Genomic DNA, 24,642 nt, shown 5'->3' on the forward strand with positions numbered 1-24,642 from the left:
TGTATGTGAAGATGTACCGACGCTTCTTTCAGCAACTGCCTACCGGTGCTCTGATTTGCGACCTCGAAAGGAGGTGCATAGCCTGTAATGATGTGTTCACTCGTCAAACCGGCTATCAAGAGTCAGCGCTTGTCGGCCGGGATATCGGCATGCTCCTCCTGACCGATGATGATACCGTTCTGAGCGCCTGTCTGCGCAGCCTGCTTGAGATCTCCACTCCCCAACGTATCAAGGCCTCTCTGCTCTGTGTTAACAACTCCCGAATAGAGTGCCATCTGTTGATCGGCAGCATGACGAATGAGCAGGGGCAGGTTGAGTCCCTCCTGCTGCAGGTTGAAATGCCGCTCGTAATGGCTGGGCAACACTTCCGTGAAGTATTCGAATATGCCACAGAGCTTTTGTATCTGCTGGAAGTAACCGAAGACGATCGCTTCCGCTACCTCGAAGTGAACCGTGCTTTTGAACAATCGACAGGCCTTCCACGGGAGCGGCTGATCGGTACTTATGTGGGTGATCAGGTATCCGATCTGGAATCGCATGTACTGCGGCAGCATTTACGGCAGTGCCTGAACGAAAGCGTGATGATAGAGGGGGAGGCCGAGCTGAGACTGCCGGCGGGTGTACGAATCTACCGCTGGACCCTGGTGCCGGTGATCGATGACAACGGGAGGCCCTACCGCATCGTCGGTTTATCCCGTGACGTAACGGAGCAGCGGCGCCATGAGCGGAAAGAGCGGCTGCAGCTTGAGATCTTTCAGTCGCTGGCACACGGCGCACCTCTGATGCTCTGTCTGGAACGGATCGTATGCTTCATCGAGCAGCTCTGTCCCGAGCTGCGTTCGAGCGTAATGCTGGTCGACGAGCGGGCGCGATGTCTACGCACCGGTCCGGCGCCGAGTCTACCGGCTGCCTACCTTCAAGCGGTCGATGGTATACCTATTGCGGAAGGGGTAGGGAGCTGCGGGACGGCTGCTTGGCGGCGTGAGATGGTTGCAGTGGAAAACACAGCTACGCATCCCTACTTCGAGTCGTTCCGTGATTTGACAGAACGTGCCGGACTGCGCGCCTGCTGGTCGGAACCGATTCTCGATCTGGATGGGCGGGTGCTCGGCGTATTGGCGGTCTATCTGGATCGTCCAGCCTTGCCTGCTGCCGAGCATCTGGCAGTGGTGCGTCAGGCCAGTAACTTCTGCACTATCGCCATTCGACGCTCGCAGGCGGAGCGCACCCTGCGTGAAAGCGAGCAGCGCCATCGCGACATTTTCAACAACTCCCACGATGCCCTGTTTCTGCTTGAGGTGACCGAGGATGGCGGCTTTCGCAACATCGAGGTCAATCCGGCGTTCGAGCGGATGATCGGCATGTCGCGCGCCGAACTGATCGGCAAGACGATCGACGAAACGGTACCGCAGGCCGTCGCGGAGGTAGCCAACGCCAAGTACCGGCGCTGCATTGCGGCGGGCAAGGTCACCGAGGAGGAGGTTGAACTCGATCTGCCGGCGGGGCGGCGGATCCTCCATTCGACCCTGGTGCCGGTGCGCGACCGTTTCGGTGCCATCTACCGCATTGTCGGCATCACTCGCGACATCACCGAGCAGAAGGCGCGTGCCACGGCACTGCAGGAGTCGAAAACGCTGCTGCGCGAACTGGCGGCGCGGCGCGAAGCTGAGTTGGAGGAGGAGCGCAAGCGTATTGCGCGCGAGGTGCATGACGAGCTTGGCCAGCTGCTGACCTCGCTAAGACTGAATCTGAACCTGCTTGCGCGTGAGTTTGGCCCGCAACTTCCGGCTCTTGGCGAGCGCACGAAGATGATGCGCGACATCGTCGACAGTACGATCCAGTCGGTGCGGGGTATCGCCACGGAGCTGCGTCCGGCCGTGCTCGATATGGGCATCACGTCCGCGCTGGACTGGTTGGTTCAGCAGTTCTCAAGCCATAGCGGTATCGTCGCCACTCTCGACATGGATGATGAGATCAAGCTTGATGACGCGCGTGCCGTGGTTGTGTTCCGTGTGGCGCAGGAGTCGCTGACCAATGTCGTTCGTCATGCCCAAGCTGAGCGGGTGAAGGTGTCGCTCCATCAATGCGGATGTGACTACCGGCTTAGTATAGAAGACGACGGTGTAGGCTTCGATACTGGCGAGGCGTGCCCGTCCCACTCATTCGGTCTGCTGGGCATGCAAGAGCGCGCGTTGACGCTGGGCGGCACCCTTCAGTTGAACAGTGAACCGCGCAGGGGGACACGGGTGGAACTGGTCATTCCCATGGCGCCTGGTATGACCGCGTGCCGCGAGATGTAGTCGGCCGGAGAATGGGTGCTGGCGCAGATGGGTAGGGATTTTCCTACGGGAGAATCCGAATTCACCCAATAGATAACTTGCTTGTTTTTTGACACATTGGGACTGCACTGTCGGCATCAGTTCGGCAGTGTACCCCCACTAAGGGCGATATGGTTGGTGGTACAGGGTTGATTTACCCGGCCTCGATCATATCGTCATTTTTTTCAGGCGAGCGTGTGGGCAGGTAGTTAGAGGTTTTGCGCATCCAGGCTAAATGCCTTGGTGTGCATGTGTTCGGTGATGCAGTACAGTTTGAAGTAATCAAAGGCATCGGATAAGACTACACCATGATTCGACTGTTTCTGGCGGATGACCACACTTTGGTGCGGGAGGGGCTCAAGCAGCTGTTTGCCGACAGTCCCGATATCGAAGTGGTGGGTGAGGCCGCCGATGCTAATCAGGTGCTTGAGCAGCTTCGCTATAAGAGTTGCGACCTGCTGCTGCTCGATGTGACCATGCCGGGCATGAGCGCGGAGGATCTGTTGGAACGTTTGCAACGTCAGCAGCCGACGTTGCCGGTGCTGATGCTGAGCATGCATAACGAGCCACAGATTGCCCGGCGTCAGTTGAAGGCGGGTGCCTCAGGGTATCTGACCAAGGATTGCGAGCCCGAACGATTGCTGGAAGCGATCAGCAGAGTGGCCGCTGGAGGCCGGTACCTGAGCCCGGAGATGGCTGAGCGGATCGCTTTTGAACTCGATTCGGCAGCGGAAGATTTGCCGACCAACATAACCCGCCGTGAACTGCAGATACTGCGTCTGCTGGTGCAGGGTGCGAACCAAAACGATATTGCCAGCCGTCTGGCCATCAGCAACAAGACCGTCAGTACTCACAAGACCCGCCTGATGCGCAAGCTGGGCATCACCAGCAATGCCGAACTGATCCGCTTTGCAGTTGCCAACGGGCTTGGCGAATAAGATTCCCCTGCTGACTCCGGGTTGTAGAACACTGTTGTTGCACACAGGAGCTCCGACTCCAAATCCGTATGTCGACCTGTTTGTAGGACTTTCCTGTCTGGGTGAAGGGTATTCCTCATCAAAATAAGGTGTGTCCGAATGGAAACACTTGCTGGCTGTTTGAGAGAATGTGTCGCCCCGGTCATGCTGGCTGCTGGCCTCGTAATCGCCCCGGCCAAGAGGTACTGCTTTTCACGTCGCAGTGAAGCTCGGTTGCGATGGGGCCATAGAGCACGGGCTCCAATGGTTAGGTGTAAAGGCTGATGTATGGATAGGGGTAAGAATGATAGGCCGCCGAACCGACCACCTAATGGAACTCTTGTTCAGGGCGATTGGTTGCGGGACGAGATTTATGCGCGAACATCGGAGATGTTCAGCATGCTGGAGGAGCGTGCGCCGGGTCAGTTGTACCTGGCCGACCTGAATCATGCTGCCGCACGCTTGGTGGGGGCCACCCGGGAGGAGGCGATCGGTCGCGGAGTATTCGAACTCTGGCCGCGGGAGCGCAGTACCATGCTGGCACATAATCTGTCGCGCTGTCTGGAGAGTGGCGAGGTTATCCGCTACCAGGCTCGTATCGGTCTGCCAGATGGCCGTCGAGAGCTGGATATCCATCTGATACCGCTGGAGCGTTCAGGCGAAGATCTTCGCCGGATACTGGTGCATGCCCTGGATCTAACTGAACAGCGCCACCAGAGCCGGCAGTTAAACACCCTGGAGCGGGTCTACCGCACGGCGGTGGAGAACTCCCCCGATACCATCGCCCGTTATGATCAACAGTGTCGTCGAATCTACGCCAACGGCGCATTTGTTCGTGTATCCGGCAGGTCAATGTCGGACCTGTTGGGCAAAACGCCGCTGGAGGTTCCGGGCGGTCCGACGGCAGATGCCTACCAGCGCGCAATTAAAACGGTTCTGTACAGCGGAGAGCCGACAGATTTCGAGCTCAAATGGCGCGATGGCGAGGGGGATGAGCTTTGTACGCTGATCAGTCTGACGCCGGAACGCGATGGCCAGGGCACGGTCGTCAGCGTGCTGGCTGTGGGAAGGGATATCACCGACATCGAGAGCTACCGTCGCCAGCTACACCATCTTTCCAATTTCGATACGCTCAGCGGCCTGCCGAACCGGGATCAGTTCTACCGTCGGCTACAGCAGATGATGGCCGACGCCGATGCGCATCAAGGCCGGGTCGGCATGATGCTGCTGGATCTGGATCGTTTCCGCATCATCAACGATAGCCTGGGCCATAGTATCGGCGATGCACTGTTGTATGAGATGGCCATTCGCTTGCTGCAGCATACGGAGGAGAGCGGCTTCGTCGCCCGGCTGGGTGGAGATGAATTTGCCCTGTTGATAGCGGATATCGACGGCCGCCAAGAGATGAGCGACAGGGCAAAGGCGCTGCAGTCATTGGTTGCCCGACCCTGCCGGGTCGAGGAGCACGAGTTGGTGCTTTCAGCCAGTATCGGTATCGCCGTTTACCCGGATGATGGCCGGGCAGTCGACGATCTGCTCAAGTTTGCCGACTCGGCGCTGCACCATGTCAAGGAGAATGGTCGTGACGGCTTCAGGTTCTATGATCAATGGTTAACCGTTGGCCTGACCGAACGCATGTTGCTGGAAACGGAGCTGCGTACGGCGACTCAGCGTACGGAGCTGGAGGTGTATTACCAGCCCAAGATCGATCTCCGCTACGGTCGGGTACTGGGTTGTGAAGCGCTGGTACGCTGGAACAATCCCCGCCGTGGCTTGCTGGCACCGGACAGTTTTATCTCAATTGCCGAAGAAACCGGAACAATCGTCGAAATGGGCGATTGGGTGTTGCGTACTGCTTGCGCAGCAGCCGTACGCTGGAATCAGGGTGGCGCGCAGCGGTTTACGGTGGCGGTAAATTTGTCGGCGCGACAGTTTGTCGGTCAGGATCTGGTTGGAACAGTGCAAAAGATTCTGCTTGAGACAGGGTGTCGACCACAGTGGATCGAACTGGAGATTACTGAAAGCCTGTTGCTGGATGATCGCACGGAGACACGGCAAACTCTCGACGACCTGCATGCGCTCGGGCTGAAGATCGCGATCGACGACTTCGGCACCGGATATTCGGCGCTGAGCTATCTGGCTCGTTTTCCCATCGATGTGTTGAAGATCGACCGCGCCTTCGTTCAGGGTGTGGAACAGGACAGCAAACAGGAGAAGCTGCTGCGTGGCATCGTCGGTCTGGCGTGCAGTCTGGAGATCGAACTGGTGGCCGAAGGCGTGGAAAACAGTCGTCAGGCGGACTACTTGATTGAGCTCGGCTGCCCCACTGGGCAGGGGTACCTTTTTGCCCGGCCCATGCCCGAGGCCGATCTGCTTACCTGGTTGGCTCGATACCGAAACTGGCCTGATCAGGAGCCTGGAGCTATCTGATGGCGTTGATACGTAGCAGCGAGCAGGGGAGCGTGCATTTCAGGGGCAGGTTTTACCGACAGGCGATGATATCGGTCTTACAAGTCGGGTGGGTCGGTCGTGGCGACCGTTAAGCGTAAGCGTAGGCGCGTGTCTCACCTGTGTAGAGATAGAGTCAATACACGAGTCAGGCGCGATATTGCTGCCGTAAGTCCGGTCGGCAAGCGCAAGCCTCCGATAGAAGAGATTGCGCTGTTCAAGGTGATGTTCGAGCAGTCACCGATCGGACAGATCCTGTTCCACGAGGACGGCAGGATCCGCCGCTGCAACGCTGCATTGGCCGACCTGCTGGGCAAGTCGGTTGATACGTTGCTCGACAGCAGGGGCTCCGGTCTGATCTATCCGGAGGATCGACAGCTGTTTCGCGATACATGCAACCGGCTGAACAACGGCGGTGAACTCGTGCGTCGGCAGCTACGTTTTTTGCACCATCTCGGGCTGGTATTGCCGCTGGATGGGATCTTTAGTCTGCTGAGCGACGACCAGTGCCGGCCGCTCGGTATTTTTTGCCAGATCCAGATCAAGGCCAATCCGGTGTATATGCCCAATGTACAATGGGGCGAGCAGGGGCCGAGCCTGACCGATATCGTGCTGGATCATATCCGGGAGGCGATCTATCTGTGCGATGACCAGGGCCGGATTCGGGATGTCAACGATGCTGCCTGCCGCATGCTGGGGTACAGCCGCGACAAACTGCTGACGATGACGATACCCGATATCGACCCCGGCGTATCCCTGCAGTGGATCCTGCAGCGTTGGGAAGGTTTGCAGAGACTGGGGCATTCGGTCGATGCTCTGGAAACGCGACACCGGACCAGAGAAGGGCAATTGGTACCGGTAGAGATCAGTTCGGTGCTGCTGGAGTATGGTGGAGAATACTTCGGTCTGTCGCTGGTGCGGGATATCAGTGAGCGCAAGCAGGCGGAACAACTGGCGCACAAGCGGGAGCAGGAGTTCCGTGCACTGGTCGAGCATTCGCCGGACTATGTAACGCGCTATGACCGTGAAGGTCGCAAGCTCTATGTGAACCCCGCGCTGTTACGCAGGCTGGATATGTCCGAAGCCGATTTTTTAGCATGGTATATGCATAGAGATGCGCGCATCCCGGGTCACCTGGATGATACCTACGTTCGCCATGTCTGGCAGACGATCGATACCGGTATCGAGACGCGCACGGTATTCGGCAAGGAAACCACCGACGGCAAGGTGCAGTATTTCGATACCCGCTTCGTGCCTGAGTTCGACCGCGAGGGCAACTTCGTCTCGGTGCTGACGATCGCGCGGGAGATCACCCGGCTGAAGGAGGTTGAGCAAGAACTGCTGGAGTCCCGCACCCTGCTGCGGGAGTTAGGCGTCCACCGAGAAACCGAGCTGGAGCGCGAACGCAAGCGTATCGCCCGCGAAGTGCACGACGAACTGGGGCAACTGCTGACCACACTGCGGTTGAGGCTGAACCTGATTCGCCGCCGTTACGGCGAGGTTGATCCGCGCATTCAGGAGGATACTGGTGAACTGGTGCAACTGGTTGACCGCACCATCGCGGCCGTACGCGATATCGCCACGGCATTGCGGCCTGCGGTACTGGAGATGGGGATCGTCTCGGCGCTGGAGTGGATGGCGGAGGAGTTCAGCCAGCACAGCGGTATCCGCTGCGAGCTGGATATCCCGGAACCCTTCGATCTGGATGAGGCGCGGGCTATCGGTGTGTTCCGCATCGTGCAGGAGTCGCTGACCAATGTGGCCCGCCATGCGGGTGCGCAGCGGGTCGAGATCGGCCTCTATGCCGACGGCGGTGGCTGTCGATTGGTGGTGAGGGATGACGGCGAGGGGTTTGATCCCGGTTCGGTTACCGGCAACTCGATCGGCCTGGTCGGCATGCAGGAACGGGCGCTATCCCTCGGCGGGCGGTTGTCGATTGCCGGACAATCCGGTAATGGCACGGAGCTGGAGTTGATGCTTCCGCTGATGCTCGAGTGACGAAAGCCCTGCATGGCAGGGCTTTGTTGTGGGGCTGGGCTCGGGTGCCGAACTCGTATCAGGCGCCGTACTTCGCCTTGGCCTCACGACGACGACGGTGCAGCACCGGCTCGGTGTAGCCGTTGGGCTGTTCGCGGCCCTTGAGTACCAGTTCGCAGGCGGCCTGGAAGGCAACGGAACCGTCGAAGTCGGCGGCCATCGGCCGGTAGGCCGGATCGCCCTCGTTCTGGCGGTCGACCACCGCGGCCATGCGCTGCATCGTCTCCATCACCTGAGCTTCGGAGCAGACGCCGTGGTACAGCCAGTTGGCGATATGCTGGCTGGAGATGCGCAGGGTGGCGCGGTCCTCCATCAGGCCGATATCGTTGATGTCCGGCACCTTGGAGCAGCCGACGCCCTGGTCGATCCAGCGAACCACGTAACCGAGGATACCCTGGGCGTTGTTGTCCAGCTCCTGCTGGATCTGCTCGGCGCTCCAGTCCGCGTGCTCGGCCACCGGGATGGTCAGGATATCCTGCAGCGCAGAGCGCGGGCGGGACTTCAGTTCCTGCTGGCGGGCGAACACGTCCACCTTGTGGTAGTGCAGCGCGTGCAGGGTGGCGGCGGTCGGCGAGGGCACCCAGGCGGTGTTGGCGCCGGCCAGCGGGTGGCCGATCTTGGCTTCCAGCATGCCCGCCATCAGGTCCGGCATCGCCCACATCCCCTTGCCGATCTGGGCGCGGCCGCTGAGGCCGCAGGCCAGGCCGGTGTCCACGTTCCAGTCCTCGTAGGCCTTGATCCAGGCGGCGTTCTTCATGTCGCCCTTGCGGATCATCGGGCCCGCCTCCATCGAGGTGTGGATCTCGTCGCCGGTGCGGTCGAGGAAGCCGGTGTTGATGAACACCACGCGCTCCTTGGCGGCACGGATGCACTCCTTCAAATTGACCGTGGTACGGCGCTCCTCGTCCATGATACCCACCTTCATGGTGTAGCGCGGCAGCCCCAGCGCATCTTCGATGCGGCCGAACAGCTCGTTGGTGAAGGCGACCTCTTCCGGGCCGTGCATCTTCGGTTTGACGATGTAGATCGAGCCGGTGACGGTGTTGTTGAACTGGCCGTTACCCTTGACGTCGTGCACCGAGATCAGCGTGGTGACCAGGCCGTCCATGATCCCCTCGGGAATCTCGTTGCCGTCGCGGTCGAGGATCGCCGGGTTGGTCATCAGGTGGCCGACGTTGCGTACGAACATCAGGCTGCGCCCCTTCAGCGTCACTTCGCCGCCGTTGGGCGCGGCGTAGACGCGATCCGGGTTCATCCGGCGGACGAAAGTGGTACCGCCCTTGCTGACCTCTTCGGTCAGATCGCCCTTCATCAGGCCGAGCCAGTTGCGGTAGACCAGCACCTTGTCCTCGGCATCGACGGCGGCAACGGAGTCTTCGCAGTCCATGATGGTGGTCAGCGCCGACTCCATCAGGATGTCCTTGACCCCGGCGGCATCGCTTTTGCCGATCTGGTCGTTGCGGTCGATCTGGATCTCGAAGTGCAGGCCGTTGTGTACCAGCGCGATACCGGTGGGGCTGGCGGCGGTGCCGGTGTAGCCGACCAGCTGTGACGGATCGGCCAGCACCCCTTCGCTGCCGTCGCGCATCGCCACGCACAGCGCGCCGTTCTGGATGCTGTAGCCGGCGGAGTCCTTGTGCGAGCCCTGGGCCAGCGGCGCGTAATCGTCGAGGAACTTGCGGGCGAAGGCGATCACTTTGGCGCCGCGGGCCGGGTTGTAGCTGCTGCCCGCTTCCGCGCCACCGTCGTTGGAGATGACATCGGTACCGTACAACGCGTTGTACAGGCTGCCCCAGCGTGCGTTGGCGGCGTTCAGCGCGTAGCGGGCGTTCATCACCGGTACCACCAGCTGTGGACCGGCCAGGGTGGCCATCTCCGGATCCACATTGCTGGTGCTGGCGGTGAAGTCAGGACCTTCCGGCAACAGGTAGCCGATCTCGAGCAGGAAGTTCATGTAGGCGTTGAAATCGAACTGGCCGCGATTCTGGCGGTGCCATGCGTCGATCTTCTCCTGCAGTTCATCGCGCTTGGCCAGCAGATCACGGTTGCGAGGCGCCAGGTCATGCACGATGGCGTCGAATGCGGACCAGTAGGCCTCCACATCCACGCCGGTGCCCGGCAGGGCTTCATTGTTGATGAAGTTGTAGAGATCCTCAGCGACCTGCAGGCCGCCAACCTGTACTCGTTGGCTCATGAGATATGCCTCAAATTCTTTCGTGTTGTCTCCCGGCTCGCCCAGAGGCTGTGTTGATCCGGAAACTGGAGTTGGGTCGTTTACAGCGTTGTGCATTGCGAAAATAACGCAATTTTTCGTCGCTGTAACCCGTTTGCGCCTAAAGTATGAGGAAATCGTTAGATCGTGTATTTTGGCAACAAGATCGCGGTTTGTTGGCGTCTTTTTATGCCTTTTTTTGTTGTTTTTTTACTAGAAACGGACGCGACTCTCCTGGCGTCTGTTCCTGGCGCAAATCGGGGAGGTCAATGATACCTCGGTGGATTCTGAGGTGCCTTATTCCGGATAATGAAAATTAAAAAATACGTTTTCATATTGTGGTAATAATGATCTGGCCCGCTGCCGATAGCGGGCCAGATCGGCACTAAGCCTTGGGCGGTGACCGGTGCAGGTGCACGTCGAGCTGCGGGAACGCGATCTCGATACCCGCTTCGCGGAAGTGGCGGTCGATACTGTGGTTCAGTGCATCGGTGACCGGGATGCGGTCCTCCATGTGGGCGACGAACACGCGCAGGTCGAAATCCAGTGTGCTGGCGCCGAAGGTGCGGAAGTAGGCGTCGGGTTCCGGGTCTTTCAATACCAGGGGGTGTTTTTTGGCGATATCGACCAGCAGCTGTTTGACCCGTTCGGTATCGCTGCCATAGGCAACCCCCACTTGCAGCACGATGCGGGTGGTGGCGTCGGTCAGCGACCAGTTGATCAGCCGCTCGGTGATAAAGGTCTTGTTGGGAATGACCACCTCCTTGCGATCCCAGTCGATCAGGGTGGTGGCGCGGATCTGGATCTGCGATACGCGGCCGGTGACATCGCCGATGGTGACGGTATCGCCGATCCGGATCGGCTTTTCGAACAGCAGGATCAGGCCGGAGACGAAGTTGGCGACGATCTCCTGCAGGCCGAAGCCCAGGCCCACACCCAGCGCCGCGACCAGCCACTGCAGCTTGTTCCACTCCAGGCCGAACTGGCTGATGCCGGCCATGACGCCGACCAGGATCAGAATATATTTGAGCAGGGTGGTGATGGCGAAACCGGTACCCGGTGACAGCTTCAGATGGCGCAGTACCAGCAGCTCGAGCAGTCCCGGCAGGTTGTAGGCCGCGAGCAGACTGACGGCGAGGGTGATCAGTCCGGTAATCAGGTCGCTCAGGGTAATGGCGCGCAGTACCTCGCCATCGGCTGTGGTTTGATAGGTGCTCCACAGCGGGATTCGCTCCAGGATCTGCAGCGTAGGCAGGAAGTCGCCCAGCGTCAGCCAGATCAGCAGGGCCAGCAGTGCTACGGCAGTCAACTTGTTCAGCGTACGGGCCTGATCCGATATGGTCTGCAGGTCGATATAATCCTCCTTGGGTTGCGGCAGATCCTCCTCTTCGTGGTTGCTGCGGGCCGCGATCTGTTCCGCGCGGCGCTCTTGAGCCTGCTTGAACGCCATGCGGCGCTCTTCGATCAGCAGCCAGCGCCGGCCGAGCCGGTAGAGCATGAACACCAGCGCTACCTGGATCACCACCAGGGTCAGGATCAGGATCATGAACAGCGCGCCGAGCAGGTAGCCGTAGATACCCATCCCGAACATCACCAGGTTGAAAGCCAGCATGCCGCCGATCCAGATACGTGAATCGGTCCACCAGCTGGGGTGTTCGGTCAGGCGGTTGAACTCCTTGTTGATCCTCCACATCACCCACCAGAAGCGCGTCAACACCAGCGTCAGCAGCAGGAACAGCAGACGCCCGCCCGATGCCAGCAGATCCGATTGCTCCAGCCCGTCGCTGATGAACAGGCCGGCCAACAGCGGCAGCGTTACCCAGCCCAGCAAGCGTATCTGGCGGCGCAGGACACGGCACAGACGCTCCGGTATCTCGAGATGAGCGCAGAGCAGGCCGTGAGGTGTGCGCAGCCAGCCCAGGGCACAGAGATCGACAAAGATGATCGCGGCCAGTGTGTACAGCAGCGGGGTTAGGGTGTCATACAGCGGATGAGCGGTGTTTAGCGAGTACTGCAGCAACAGCGCGAATGCCGGCAGCGGTGTGGCGATCAGTGGCGTGGCCAGCAGCAGGCGGAAGGTCCGGGAGAAACGGTCCTGAGTGACCTTGCCGATCTGTTGGTGCCAGCGTTCGCAGTGCTTGCGCAGGTAAGTTGACAGTGTCAGGGCCACGGCCACAAGCAGCAGTGGAATGCCGAACAGCGCCAGGCGGGAGCGGTTCGGGGCCAGAATCGGTTGGGCCGCGCGCAACTGTTGCCAGCGCTGTTGCAGATGGGCAAGGCCGCTTTTCAGGTCGGTGAGCCAGGCGTTACCAAGCGGCTCCACCGTGGGCAGCCAGAGCAGGTGCTGTTCGATCAGCGTACGCGCTTGCCGGGTCTGATCGTTGATCTGTTGCTGGGTACTGAGAATCTGCGAACGCACATTGATCAACTGTTGGCGACTCTGCCGCAGCTGCTCCAGCAGGCGTTGCCGGTTATCAAGGAGGCTGAGGTACTGCTGTTGATAGTCGGCATCCAGTGCCTGTACCTCGTCCGGCAACCGGTTTCGGCGCTCCTGCAGTTCGAAGAGTTCGCGATCGCCGCTCAAATTGGCCAGCCGTAGCTGATTGATCTCGGTCAGGCTGGTCGTGGTGTCCAGTGGCCGGGTCAATTGGCGGGAGAAGTGGCGCAGTTCGGCGCTGAGCTGGGGAATATCCAGCTCCAGCTGCTGCTGTATCAGCTGTGCCTGCTGGTTGATCTTGTCCAGCTGGCCACTCAGGTTTTTCAACCGGAGATGGCTGTCGTCGATACGCCGGAGCAACCTGCTCAACTGCTCGCTACCGTTGCGGTTCAGCTGGCGCAGCTGTGCCAAGGGGGCCGGTAGCGGTTGCTCGGGAGGGGTAAGCTCCGCCAACGACTGCTCCAGTTCACGGCGGCGGCGCTCGAGCAGTGTGCTCTGGACCAGATCGATGCTGGCGGAGAGCAGATCGATCTTGCGCCGGGCCTGACTCAGCTCCAGCCGGTTCAGCTCCAGCTCGCCCGGCAGTGCCAGCAGTTCAAGCTCGATGGACTGGATTCTGAGCGCCTGCTCCTCGGCCAGCACCTCATTCAGTGCCTGGCGTGCCTGCAACAGCTCCTGAGTGCCTTCGGACTCGGGCAGAGAGCTCTGCGCAACCGGATTCTGCCTGAGGCGCGTGAGCTGGGTGCGCAGATCGATCACCAGTGCATCGTTGCGGCTTATCGCTTCGGTCAACTGATCGCGTCGCTGCTCCAGCTCGACCAGCTCGCTCCTGTGCCGGGTCAGTCGCTGTTCCAGTTGCTCGATGGAGGCGGTCGCCGCAACCGGATCGGGCTGTTTCGGTATGGCGGAATCAAGCGTCTGGCGCAGCGCGGCCAGTTGCTCGGGTTGCTGCGCGATCTGGGCGTTCAACTGCCGAGTACGCTCGCGCAGCTTGGCCAGGTTGTCCAGTGCGCTCTGGGTCTGTTGATACACTTCGCGCAGCGCCTGAGTCGCAGGGCTGGTATCCTCTGGTTTGAGCTTGTCGAGCTGCTGGGTCAGCGACTCAGCGGTGGGCAGTGCAGCGAACAGCGGTTGAATCAGTAATACTGTGCACAGGAGCAGCCCGATCAGGCTGAGACGTGTCGAAAACGCGAGTGAGGGTCGATGCATGGCCGGAGTCCGGTCCCGATTCAGTTCATTGACTCTATTGTCGTTAACAGAGCGCCGATAGGAAAGCGGGATTGAATCAATACAGCCAGTTGGTATCTGCAGAGCAACCAGATTTCAGCGCCGCCGAGGTGCGTGTGCTTCTAACGACCCGGTTCAGTGATCAATGGCAGCGACCGCCCGCCCTGGAGGCTTATCTGCGCTGTTACGGGCTGCAATCGCTGGTGGCTGAAAGCCGGTTCAGCATCGCACGCCTGACCGTCTGCGCAGCCGAGCTGGTGGTACAGCGTTACCGCCAGCGCAGTAACAGCCGCGGCACGGTGTTGCTGGTGCACGGTTACATGGATCACGCCGGGCTGACGCGACCGCTGGCGGAGTGCCTGTTTCAGCAGGGCTGGGACCTGCTGCTCTACGATCTGCCGGGACACGGCCTGTCCAACGGGGCGCCCCATGTCGTGGATGATTTCTTCCACTATGCCGAGCAGTTGGCGGAGTTGATCCGCCAACTGCTGCCTCAGCTGCAGACACCGCTGACGCTGATCGGGCACAGTACCGGCGGCGCGATCATCACTACGATGCTGCTGCGGGAGGCCGACAGCCAGCGGTGGCCTCTGACCCGCCCCGTACTGTTGGCGCCGCTGCTAAGACCCACCCATCTGGCCAGTATCAGGCGCAAGTATCGCTGGCTCAGACCCTGGCTGCGGCGGGTGCGCCGGGTCTATCAGCACAACTCCCATGACCGTGACTTTATGACCTTCATCCGTCGTCGTGATCCGCTGCAGCACCCCTGGATCCCGGTGCGCTGGATCGGCGCCATGCTAGGCTGGATCGACTGGGTAGAGCAGCAACCCTCGAGCCGGTTGCGGCCGCTGATCATCCAGGGCACTGAGGACGGCACGGTGGAGTGGCGGCACAACCTGCAGGAGCTGCAGCGGCTGTTTCCCGAGGGTGAGCAGTATCTGGTGGAGAGTGCGCGGCACAACCTGATCAACGAGGCGCGGCGCTGGCGCAGTCAGGTGTTCAGCCGGGTATTGCAGTTGCTGGAGCGGGAGTGTGGGGCCGTGCAGAACGGCTCGGGCCGCTGAGATTGCCGCTCCTGCGCATCCATGCGCCCGCGGCATGACCGTCATGGATGACGGAGGGCCGCCCCACGGGAATCCTGTCCTTGCAGGAGCAAAAGACAGGGACCGTACATCCTGTACATAAAACGCCCGCTCGCGAGTGCGAGACGGGCGTTCAGAGGCAAAGCGTTGCGGTTTGAAGCAGGCGGCGCTTAGAACAGGCGGCGGCAGCGGATGGTGCCGTCGATCTGACTCAGCTTGTCCAGTGCGACTTCCGAGTAATCCGCATCCACATCGATTACCACATAACCGACCTTGTCGTTGGTCTGCAGGTACTGACCGGAGATGTTGATGTTGTTCTCGGAGAACACGTTGTTGATCTTCGACAGCACGCCGGGAATGTTCTCGTGTACGTGCAGCAGACGGTGGGCGTTGGGGTGCTCCGGCAGTGCCACTTCCGGGAAGTTGACGGAGGTGATGGAGGAGCCGTTGTCGCTGTACTTGACCAGCTTCTCGGCCACTTCGTAACCGATGTTCTCCTGTGCTTCCATGGTGGAACCGCCCACGTGCGGGGTCAGGATCACATTGTCGAACTCGCGCAGCGGACTGATGAACTCATCGTCATTGGTGCGCGGTTCGACCGGGAATACATCCACGGCGGCGCCGAGCAGCTTACCGCTGGCCAGTGCGCTGCACAGGGCATCGATCTCGACCACGGTGCCGCGGGCGGCGTTGATGAAGATCGCGCCGTTCTTCATCTGCTCGAACTGGACCTGGCCCATCATGTTCTTGGTCGCCGGGGTTTCCGGCACGTGCAGGGAGATCACGTCGCACATGCCGAGCAGTTCGGCCATCGACGCGACCTGAGTGGCGTTGCCCAGCGGCAGTTTGGTCACCACATCGTAGAAGTAAACCTTCATCCCCAGGCCTTCGGCCAGTACGCTGAGCTGTGAGCCGATGCTGCCGTAGCCGACGATGCCGAGCTTCTTGCCGCGGATCTCGTAGGCGTTCTTGGCGCTCTTCTGCCACTCGCCGCGGTGAGCCTTGGCGTTTTTCTCGGCCACGCCGCGCAGCAGGATGATCGCTTCGGCCAGCACCAGTTCGGCGACCGAACGGGTGTTGGAGTAGGGCGCGTTGAAGACCGCGATACCGTTACGGGTAGCCGCTTGCAGATCCACCTGGTTGGTACCGATGCAGAAGCAGCCGACGGCGACCAGTTTTTCCGCGGCTTCGAACACCTTCTCGGTCAACTGGGTGCGGGAGCGGATGCCGATGAAGTGCACATCGCGGATGCGCTCGATCAGCTCCTCTTCCGGCAGCGAACCGGTGTGGAATTCGATGTTGGTGTAGCCCTGGGCATTCAGCGTATCGACCGCTGACTGGTGCACGCCCTCCAGCAGCAGGATCTTGATCTTGCTCTTTTCGAGGGATGTGGGTTTGCTCATCATCTGCAACGGGTTCCTAACTTTCGCCGATCATGTCGGCCGGTGGTAAGAAAGTGACGCATTCTAGCATACCGCTCGGGCTTTGGGCGTTGGCCAAAAGGCTGAGTAGCGGAAAAATTCTCAGCTCAAGTTGAGCGGGATTGGAGCGGACCTGGAGCAGGAGCAGGAGCGGAGCAGCCGCCGGTCTGAGCGACCGGCGGTGACGGGATCAGCTGTAGAAGCAGAGGTAAGCGGTGGGCTTGGCCACCTTCAGGTCGAAAGACTGCTCGGCGGCGATGCTGAACTCGGTACCGGCCGGGAAGGACTCCCAGTCGTTGCTGCCGGGCAGACGCACCACCAGCTCACCGCAGGTGACCTTCATCAGCTCGTTCTGGCTGGTGCCGAAGGTGTACTCGCCGGGCGCCATGACGCCGGAGGTGACGGGGCCATCCGGGCCTTCGAATGCGATCGACATTACCTTGCCGTCGAAATACTCGTTAACGCTCAGCATATACGCTCTCTCCGCAAAAAAAGGAGCATCATAGTGAGATCTCGGGTTGCTGTCATGTGCCCAGTCGCGATTGCTCACTCGCTGCGTGCTCGAGCAGAAAGTCGACGAAGGCGCGGTTGGCGCGCGACAGGTAACCATCCCGTCGCCAGGCGATGGAGAGATCGAGCCAGACCGGTTCCGAGAACGGCCGGGCGACCAGGTCCGCGTCCTCGGCGATCACCATCGCCAGCAGCGTGGTGATGGCGAAACCCTGACGCACGATCTGCTTGATAAGCGGCAGCAGGTTGGTTTCGAAACCGATCTGCAGCGGGTAGTTGGATTCCTGCGCCAGTCGATCCAGCACCTCGCGGTGAAAATAGCCCTGCTTGAACACCACCAGCTCCTCCTTGAAGAAGTCGTCGTAGGCGACGCTTTCTCGAGCGGCCAGGGGATGGTCCATTGGCATCACCGCGGTCATCTGATCGCGCAGGAAGGGGCGGGTTTCCAGATCCTCCGGTGGGGTGTTGCTGACGATCACTCCCAGGTCGATCTCCCCCTCGGAGATCATCTGCTGGATCTTGCGGGCACCGGATTCCACCACTGTCAGCTGCAGCTTGGGGTAGCGGTGGCGGAAGGCCATCAGGATCGGCGGAAAGTAATAGGAACCGAGCATACTGGGGATGCCGATGCGCACCTCGCCGCTGTCCAGCCCCTGCAGCTCGCGCATCTCCAGCTCCGCATCCTCGGTGGCCCGGATGATCCGGCGGGCGTGCTCCAGCAGTATGTGCCCCTCGTCGGTCAGCTCGATGCCCCGCTCGCGGCGGTGGAACAGGTTCAATGCCAGGCTTTCCTCCAGCTTGCGGATCGCCATGCTGACGGCGGGTTGCGCCACGTGCAGACGGCGTGCCGCGGCGGTAAATCCGCGCTCATCGACGACAGCGAGGAAGTAGCGCAGGGCACGGATCTCAAGCATAAGCAGTCCTTATTAATTGGATAAGAATTATATATTTTTATGATTATAGGCGCAGCGCTACTCTTTGCGCAGTGAAACTGCTCGAGGAGGGCCAACAATGATCGAACTGGGTAATCCGGCGTTCCGGCGTGCAACTCTGGCGCTGTGTCTGGGCTCCTTCATGATCTTTGCCAACGTCTACCTGACCCAGCCGCTGCTGCCGATGCTGGCCGAGGATTTCGGCATTTCGCCGCTGCTGGCGGGCTGGAGCTTCACCGTCACCACGCTGATGCTGGGGCTGTCGCTGCTGTTCTATGGTCCGTTGTCCGATGCGCTGGGGCGGCGCTCGATCATGCTGGTGACGATGAGCGGTGCGGCGTTGACTACGTTGACCCTGGCTCTGGTGCGGGACTATCAGGCCCTGCTGGGGTTGCGCGCCTTGCAGGGGATCTTTCTCGGCGGCCTGCCGGCCGTGGCGATCGCCTACATGGGGGACGAGTTTAGCAAGCGTGCCGTGGCGGTGGCCGTGGGGCTCTATATCAGCGGTAACAGTCTGGGCGGCATCGGTGGGCGGTTGATCGGCGGTTTTGTCGGTGAATGGTTGGGTTGGAGCAACGCCTTCCTGGTCATGAGCGGGGTCAGTCTGGTCTGTCTGCTGGTGTTCGCGCTGTTGCTACCGCCATCGCAGCACTTCAAGGCCACTCCGCTGCGGCCGCGGCAGATGCTGGCGGATCTGCTGCACCATCTGCGCAACCCGGTGCTGCTGCTGGTCTACATCATCGGCGGGCTAAATTTCTTTATCTTCATCAACCAGTACAGCTATATCACCTTCGTGCTGTCGGATGCGCCCTATCACCTGTCTCCGGCGCTGCTGGGTCTGCTGTTTCTGACCTATCTGACCGGCACCGTCGGTTCGACCCTGGCGGGCCGTATCGCGCTGCGTCTGGGGCAGCCGCGCTGCATGGCGCTGGGGATTTTGATTCTGATGTGCGGCTCGCTGGTCACGCTGCTGCCGGGCCTGCCCGCGATCGTGCTGGGCCTGTTTATCAACAGTTTCGGCTTTTTCTTTGCGCACTCCAGTGCCAGTAGCTGGGTCAGCCACAATGCCGGTCGGGCCAAGGCCAGTGCCTCGTCGCTCTACCTGGTGTTCTACTACCTGGGCGCCAGCAGCGGCGGCTTCTATCTGCACCCGTTTTGGGAGGCGGCGGGTTGGCCGGGGGTCGTGGCCGGTTCGCTGTTGGTCCTAGGGCTAACTCTCGGCTGTGCACTCTGGCTGGCACGCAAGCCCAGCACCGCACTGGCTGTGGCCTGACGCCGGGGCTATGATGCGTTCAACTGACACACAGACTTCTAAGGGAGCGGTTATGGGTTACCAGCATAAGATGGCAGACGGTTCGGCGCTTGCGTTGCCGGTGGGCAAGGTGGTGTGCATTGGGCGTAACTACGCGGAACATGCGCGTGAGCTGAACAACGAGGTGCCGAGCGAACCGCTGCTGTTCATGAAACCGGCCACTGCCTTGAGCCCGATGGAGGAGCCGGTCAGGGTGCCCCGCGGTCTGGGCAGCGTCCATTTCGAGACCGAGCTGGCGGTGTTGATCGGCGAGCGCCTGAGTCATGTGGATGAGCAGGCGGCCCAGCACGCCATCGCCGGTATCGGTCTGGGGCTGGATCTGACCCTGCGCGATGTGCAGGACAAGCTGAAGGCCAAGGGTCACCCCTGGGAGCGATCCAAGGCGTTCGACGGCGCCTGTCCGCTGTCCGCCTTTCTGACGCCGGCCAGCGTCGGCGATCTGACCGATGTGCAGCTGCGTCTGAGCGTCAACGATGAGGTGCGCCAGGAGGGCAACAGTGCGCAGATGCTGACGCCGATCCTGAAACTGATCAGCTACATCAGCCAGTGGTTTACCCTGGAGCCCGGCGATGTGGTGCTGACCGGAACGCCGGCAGGCGTCGGTGCGCTGGAGCCCGGGGATAAGCTGCGCGTCGAGATCGTCGATCTGCTGCGGGTCGACACCTGCGCAGAGTAATACTCTGCTGCCTGCTGCTCTGCCTGCCTCTTGGTGGTAAGGCGACCGAGCGTTGGCAGCAGCCCGCCTATATTATCGATAGCCTGATCGAGGTCGGCCTGCGCGCAGAGCATGGCCCCGACCCGATGATCCTGCGCAAGTGGCGTCAGCCATTGCAGGTCTACGTCGATCATCAGGTGGGCGACCGGGCGCTGCACGAGCAGTTGATCGACGCCCACCTGCAGCAGCTGGCGCAGATCACCGGTCACCGCATACAGCGGGTCGGCGCCAAGGCTGATGCCAATGTGGAGCTGTTGCTGCTGCGGCAGCAGGATCTGGTACCGGTCTGGCAGAGCCGGACGGATGGTGAGCGGATTCCCCAAGGCACGCTCTGCCTGGCGCGGATCTGGACCCGCGATGGCGAGATTCGGCGGGCACTGGTGGCGATTCCGGTGGATCAGGCCAGCCTGCATGGCAAACTGGTCAGCTGTATTGTCGAAGAGCTGACGCAGATTTTGGGTTTACCCAACGATTCGGAGAGGGTGTTCCCGTCGATCTTTAATGATCGCTCCACCGACCAGCTGCTCAGCGGCCTGGACTTGATCTTGTTGAAGCTGCTCTACGACCCCCGGCTACAGCCGGGGATGGGGGTTGAGCAGGTGCGCGGGATCGGCAAGGGAGTGGTCGATGAGCTGGCGAGAAGTGGGGTGATCGCCAACGCCGCGCGGCAGGTCCGCACGGGCGAACTCTACCGGCTGCTCGGCTACCGCTGACGGTTCAGCCCATGCAGCCGCGAAACAGGTCCAGCTCCGGTTTATAGACCGAGGTCTGCACCGACATCAGGCCCAGTACCGAGTGGAACAGGTTGTCGTGGCTGTAGGCCTGGTGGCGCTGCCGGGCCAGACACTCCCGGTCCAGATGCAGATCCTGACTGATACTGTCGGATAGCCAGACGAGCATCGGCACATGTTTCTGCTGCTCCGGTGCAATCAGGTAGGGTACGCCGTGCAGGAAAACGCCGGATTCGCCCAGGGACTCGCCGTGGTCCGACATATAGATCAGCGCGGTATCGTATTCGTTCTGCAGCTGCTTCAGCCGATCGATGGTCTGGGCAAGAAAATGATCGGTATACAGGATGGTGTTGTCGTAGGCGTTGACGATGCTGCCGGTATTGCAGCTCTGCAGTTCGGCACTGCTGCACACCGGTGCAAAGCGCGCGAACGCTTCCGGGTAGCGCTTGTAGTAGGCCGGACCGTGGCTGCCCTTCTGGTGCAGTACGATCACCCGGTCATGCGGCCGGTCCGAGGTCAGCTCCAGGCCACGCAACATCTCCATATCGAAGCATTCGCCGCCATCGCAGCTTGCATCCTGGATCGACTCGTAGGCGATGCGGTCGCAGGCACCCTTGCAGCCCGAGTTGTTGTCGCGCCAGAGGGCGTCGATACCGGCATGGGCGAGCACGTCCATCAGGCCCTCGGTATAGCGCGCACTATCGCCGTCATACTCGTCCCGGCTCTGTGCGGAGAACATGCAGGGTACCGATTCGGCAGTGCTGGTGCCGCAGGACCAGACATTGTCGAAGAAGATGACATCGCGTTGGCTCAGCTCCGGGTTGGTATTCCGGGCATAACCATTCAGGGAAAAGTTCTCGGCCCTGGCGGTCTCGCCGACGACGACCAGGGTTAGCCGGGGGCGCTCGCCCGTGTGGTTCACCTGGGCATCGGTGCCGATGCTGCGCAGGGGGCGGTCGCTCTGTGCATAAGCGCCGCTCAGGGTGCGCACGCCGTAGTACAGGTAGTTGGTCGGTACGATCAGGTGGCGTATCTCGCGATGGTTGCGAAACAGCGAGGCAAAGCTCGGATACTGCAGCGCCAGCAGGACACCGATCAGTGCCAGACTCAGGACGCTGCTCAAACCGCGCAGTTTCAATGTTCTCCACCAGCCGTCACGAGGTAGCGAGATATGACTGACCAACAGTGCCGGCAACAGGCCGAAGATCAGCATCCAGCCGACCAGCCCCGGTGTCAACAGCTCTCGTACCTCGGCCGGGTCGGTTTCCAGCGCGTTTTGCACCATGCTCTTGTCGATCATCACGCCGTAGGCGTTCATGTAATAGCTGATACCGGCGGCACTGAGCAGAATGACGATGGCAAGAGGTCGCATCAATGCTCGCGGAACAAGCAGTGTGAACAGCAGGTTGAGTACGGCGACAAAGAACAGGAAAAGCGCGACCAGAAAACCCGCGCCCGCCAGCCCCTCAGCCTGGGGTTGGTCCAGTACCATCCGCCACAGCGGGAGGTTGTAGGCGCCGATCAGCAGCAGCGACAGTGCCAGGGTGAATTGATAGGTGTCGAGCTTGAGTGGTTTGACAGGCAGGCGGAACGGCATCGGATACTCCGCGGACGGGACGCTATTACCAGGCCGCCAAGGCTAAGTCATAAAACTTAAACCTTTCTTAACTGTCTTGTTATCACGCCATCGTGGGATGGTGTCGATCTGAATGGCATACTGGGCGTTTTCGGCCAGGGCGCGGTTAAGCGAGTAAGGAGAGAGCATGCTTTGGGTCAAGGTGCTGCATATTTTGGCGATGACCAGCTGGATGGCGGGGGTCTTCTACCTGCCGCGGATATTCGTGCATTACGTGGAGGGGCGCGCGGCGGGGCAGGATGTGACCCGGCTGGAGATCATGGCGCGCAAGCTGTACGGCTTCATGACCATCATGGCGCTGTTCACCCTGGGCTTCGGTCTTTGGCTCTGGCTGGGGTTCGGTTTCAGTGGCGGCTGGCTGCACGCCAAACTGCTGTTCGTACTCTTCCTGATCGGTTACCACGGCTGGTGCCGGGCCTATCTGAAGCAGATGCAGCGGGGTGAGCTGCGCCATAGCGGGCGCTATTTTCGGCTCTACAATGAGTTGCCGTTGCTGATCTTTGTGCCGATCCTGATCTTGGTAGTGGTCAAACCTTTCTGATCCGAATCGGTTACCTCAAAGCCGGTTGATACGCGCTTCCAGGCGATCGACCGCTTCACGCAGCTCGTCCACCTCGTCGAGAAAGATATCGATCTCGACGCGGGTGGGCAGCAGGCGTGCCTCCTCCTGCAGGTACTCCTGGGTATTGAGCAGCAGCGAGCGTGCGCTGTCGCGGCCGTAGCCGCCCAGTGCGCGCAGCAAGCGAGCGGCCTCGTGTCCGGCGGCGTCGCCAAGCAGATTGCCAAGCCAGGCTTCCCAGTCGATCCGGGTGTCGGCGAGAATTTTCTGTAACCGGTGGGCGAGGGCGGCATCGCCACGCAGTTCGACCCCCTTGCCGAACAGCACCTCGTTGCCGGCGATAGGCAGGCGCGCCAGCGACAGAGCGTCACCGCTGAGGGTTACGTCCGCCTCGCCAGCGTAGTGACCGAGCAGATCGATCCCCTCCGAGTGTGGCAGCAGGAACAGCTGAAAGGCCGGTAGGCTGGCGTCGATGGCGACCACCTTGCCGCCCAGTTCGCCCAGGCGATCCAGCGTCACCGGATCCTGCGCCAGTATCCGATTCAGACTCTGCTCGGCAAATCCGAGCACTCCGGCACTGAACATCTGCAGCGGCATGGCGGGCCTCCCGAGCTATGGCGTTGGTATCAGGGTTTGATACCGGTATGCAGGGCGACGACCCCGCCGGTCATGTTCTGGTAGCGGCAGTTGACGAAGCCGGCATCGGCCATCATCTGCTTCAGTGTTTCCTGGTCCGGGTGCATGCGGATCGACTCGGCCAGGTAGCGGTAGCTGTCGGCGTCGTTGGCGATCAGCTTGCCCATCTGCGGCAGGATGTTGAACGAGTAGAAGTCGTAGGCCTTGGTCAGCAGCGGGTTGTCGGTCTTGGAGAACTCCAGCACCATCAGCTTGCCGCCGGGTTTCAGTACCCGATTCATCGAGCGCAGCGCCGTATCCTTGTCGGTGACGTTGCGCAGGCCGAAGGCGATGGTAATGATGTCGAAGCTGTTGTCGGCAAAGGGCAGGCATTCGGCGTTGGCCTGTACATACTCGATATTACCGGCGGCGCCGGCGTTGATCAGCTTGTCACGGCCGACCTTGAGCATGGAATCGTTGATATCGGCCAGCACCACCTTGCCGGTCGGACCGACGAGGCGGGAGAACTTGCGTGTCAGGTCACCGGTACCGCCGGCGATATCGAGGATCTGCATGCCGGCGCGGGCGCCGCTCTGTTCGATGGTCAGGCGTTTCCACAGGCGGTGGACGCCACCGGACATCAGGTCGTTCATCAGGTCGTATTTACCCGCCACGGAGTGGAATACGTCGGCAACCCGCTTGACCTTCTCGTCGACGGGTACTTCCTGATAGCCGAAATGGGTGGTGTCCTGCTTCTTCTCGCTCATCGTCCGCTCAATTGCCAGGTGGAAAGATGGTGGCATTGTAGCGCCGGATTGGGGGTGTTGTCCTGTTTGTACACCACCTTCCGATCTAACTGTCAGCAGAGGTACGGGCCGGTGTCACCACTACTGTCTGACACGCCGTAAACCCATCCCTGGGGGCTCCGTCGCGCCATCCCTGGCGCGAAGGGTCAGCCAGTAGTGGTGACACCGACCACTCGAAAGAGTGGTGCCGGCTTTCCGAGGTCTCCGAGCGTATCCGGTGTCCGGATGGAGACTCACGGCGTGTCGCCATACGGATACCGGATACAAGCGACACACCGGTCGCCTTAACGATCAACCCCGCGCAATCAGCCCGTTGTCGCGGCTTTTCCCGGCGGCTTCGAGCTCGGCCAGGTAGCGCTGCCAGTAGGCGTCGCGGTCATGCGCCAGGTCGTACAGGTACTCCCAGGTGTAGAGCCCGGAGTCGTGGCCATCGTCGAAGATGATCTTCAGCGCGTAGTTGCCGGCCGGTTCGACCCCCTTGATGCCGACATGCTTCTTGCCGTGCTGCAGCACACCCTGGCCGATACCGTGTCCGCGTACCTCCGCCGAGGGGGAGAGCACGCGCAGGAACTCGGCGGTGAGTTCGAACTCGCCGTCGTCGTAGACCAGCTCCAGGGTGCGGGATTTGAGATGCAGACGGATATCGCGCGGCAGTGGAACCTCAATCATGCTGAGCTCCTCGATAGGG

At 60.8% G+C, this 24,642-nt stretch carries 18 protein-coding genes; 9 read left to right on the plus strand and 9 right to left on the minus strand.

Annotated features, from left to right (window positions below; genetic code table 11):
- The first annotated feature begins 11 nt into the window (after positions 1-11).
- From KQ940_RS04785 to KQ940_RS04800, 4 genes are all read left to right on the plus strand, one after another.
- Entirely contained in the window at positions 12-2,300 is a 2,289-nt protein-coding gene (locus tag KQ940_RS04785) for a PAS domain S-box protein (RefSeq protein ID WP_425515622.1), read from the plus strand.
- Between the two features lie 326 nt (positions 2,301-2,626).
- Complete coding sequence (locus KQ940_RS04790; RefSeq protein ID WP_217412280.1) at positions 2,627-3,256, plus strand: response regulator; 630 nt, start codon at positions 2,627-2,629, stop codon at positions 3,254-3,256.
- A 408-nt stretch (positions 3,257-3,664) separates the two neighbouring features.
- Complete coding sequence (locus KQ940_RS04795; RefSeq protein WP_217412282.1) at positions 3,665-5,704, plus strand: putative bifunctional diguanylate cyclase/phosphodiesterase; 2,040 nt, start codon at positions 3,665-3,667, stop codon at positions 5,702-5,704.
- Positions 5,705-5,803: 99 nt separating this feature from the next.
- Complete coding sequence (locus KQ940_RS04800) at positions 5,804-7,720, plus strand: PAS domain-containing sensor histidine kinase (protein WP_217412284.1); 1,917 nt, start codon at positions 5,804-5,806, stop codon at positions 7,718-7,720.
- A 58-nt stretch (positions 7,721-7,778) separates the two neighbouring features.
- On the opposite strand, the gene KQ940_RS04805 is transcribed toward KQ940_RS04800, so the two are convergent.
- Positions 7,779-9,953 (minus strand): malate synthase G, encoded by a 2,175-nt coding sequence (locus KQ940_RS04805; RefSeq protein ID WP_217412286.1) that lies wholly within the window; start codon positions 9,951-9,953, stop codon positions 7,779-7,781.
- Positions 9,954-10,356: 403 nt separating this feature from the next.
- Positions 10,357-13,617, minus strand: a complete 3,261-nt coding sequence (locus KQ940_RS04810) for a mechanosensitive ion channel domain-containing protein (RefSeq protein ID WP_217412288.1) — start codon at positions 13,615-13,617, stop codon at positions 10,357-10,359.
- 71 nt (positions 13,618-13,688) lie between these two features.
- On the opposite strand from KQ940_RS04810, the gene KQ940_RS04815 reads away from it, so the two are divergent.
- Positions 13,689-14,699 carry an alpha/beta hydrolase gene (locus tag KQ940_RS04815; protein ID WP_217412290.1) on the plus strand — a complete coding sequence of 337 codons (1,011 nt, stop codon included), beginning with the start codon at positions 13,689-13,691 and terminating at the stop codon, positions 14,697-14,699.
- Between the two features lie 188 nt (positions 14,700-14,887).
- Here KQ940_RS04815 and serA read toward each other — a convergent pair whose 3' ends face one another.
- From serA to KQ940_RS04830, 3 genes are all read right to left on the minus strand, one after another.
- Positions 14,888-16,120, minus strand: a complete 1,233-nt coding sequence (serA, locus tag KQ940_RS04820; protein ID WP_217412292.1) for a phosphoglycerate dehydrogenase — start codon at positions 16,118-16,120, stop codon at positions 14,888-14,890.
- A 208-nt stretch (positions 16,121-16,328) separates the two neighbouring features.
- The gene (gene ppnP / locus KQ940_RS04825) at positions 16,329-16,610 is read right to left on the minus strand and encodes a pyrimidine/purine nucleoside phosphorylase (RefSeq protein ID WP_217412294.1); all 282 of its coding nucleotides are present in this window, start codon (positions 16,608-16,610) and stop codon (positions 16,329-16,331) included.
- Between the two features lie 52 nt (positions 16,611-16,662).
- Positions 16,663-17,562 carry a LysR family transcriptional regulator gene (locus KQ940_RS04830; RefSeq protein WP_217412296.1) on the minus strand — a complete coding sequence of 300 codons (900 nt, stop codon included), beginning with the start codon at positions 17,560-17,562 and terminating at the stop codon, positions 16,663-16,665.
- Between the two features lie 97 nt (positions 17,563-17,659).
- On the opposite strand from KQ940_RS04830, the gene KQ940_RS04835 reads away from it, so the two are divergent.
- The 3 genes from KQ940_RS04835 (at position 17,660) to KQ940_RS04845 (ending at position 20,320) form a co-directional block, all read left to right on the plus strand.
- Entirely contained in the window at positions 17,660-18,853 is a 1,194-nt protein-coding gene (locus tag KQ940_RS04835; protein ID WP_217412298.1) for an MFS transporter, read from the plus strand.
- A 52-nt stretch (positions 18,854-18,905) separates the two neighbouring features.
- On the plus strand, positions 18,906-19,568 hold the full coding sequence (locus KQ940_RS04840) for a fumarylacetoacetate hydrolase family protein (protein WP_217412300.1): 663 nt from the start codon (positions 18,906-18,908) through the stop codon (positions 19,566-19,568).
- A gap of 74 nt (positions 19,569-19,642) precedes the next feature.
- Positions 19,643-20,320 (plus strand): DUF2927 domain-containing protein, encoded by a 678-nt coding sequence (locus KQ940_RS04845; RefSeq protein ID WP_343222619.1) that lies wholly within the window; start codon positions 19,643-19,645, stop codon positions 20,318-20,320.
- Between the two features lie 4 nt (positions 20,321-20,324).
- Here KQ940_RS04845 and KQ940_RS04850 read toward each other — a convergent pair whose 3' ends face one another.
- Positions 20,325-21,935 carry a phosphoethanolamine transferase gene (locus KQ940_RS04850; RefSeq protein ID WP_217412302.1) on the minus strand — a complete coding sequence of 537 codons (1,611 nt, stop codon included), beginning with the start codon at positions 21,933-21,935 and terminating at the stop codon, positions 20,325-20,327.
- Positions 21,936-22,101: 166 nt separating this feature from the next.
- Here KQ940_RS04850 and KQ940_RS04855 point away from each other — a divergent pair, with 166 nt between their 5' ends.
- Positions 22,102-22,515, plus strand: a complete 414-nt coding sequence (locus tag KQ940_RS04855) for a CopD family protein (protein WP_217412304.1) — start codon at positions 22,102-22,104, stop codon at positions 22,513-22,515.
- Positions 22,516-22,530: 15 nt separating this feature from the next.
- Here the strand turns inward: KQ940_RS04855 and KQ940_RS04860 are convergent, their stop codons facing one another.
- The 3 genes from KQ940_RS04860 to KQ940_RS04870 form a co-directional block, all read right to left on the minus strand.
- On the minus strand, positions 22,531-23,130 hold the full coding sequence (locus KQ940_RS04860) for a ubiquinone biosynthesis accessory factor UbiJ (protein WP_217412306.1): 600 nt from the start codon (positions 23,128-23,130) through the stop codon (positions 22,531-22,533).
- 29 nt (positions 23,131-23,159) lie between these two features.
- A complete protein-coding gene (ubiE, locus tag KQ940_RS04865) occupies positions 23,160-23,915 on the minus strand; it encodes a bifunctional demethylmenaquinone methyltransferase/2-methoxy-6-polyprenyl-1,4-benzoquinol methylase UbiE (protein ID WP_217412308.1) in 756 nt (251 codons plus the stop codon).
- Between the two features lie 330 nt (positions 23,916-24,245).
- Complete coding sequence (locus KQ940_RS04870) at positions 24,246-24,623, minus strand: gamma-butyrobetaine hydroxylase family protein (RefSeq protein ID WP_217412310.1); 378 nt, start codon at positions 24,621-24,623, stop codon at positions 24,246-24,248.
- Positions 24,624-24,642: the final 19 nt, after the last annotated feature.

The organism is Marinobacterium ramblicola (assembly GCF_019084545.1).
GTDB lineage: Bacteria > Pseudomonadota > Gammaproteobacteria > Pseudomonadales > Balneatricaceae > Marinobacterium_D > Marinobacterium_D ramblicola.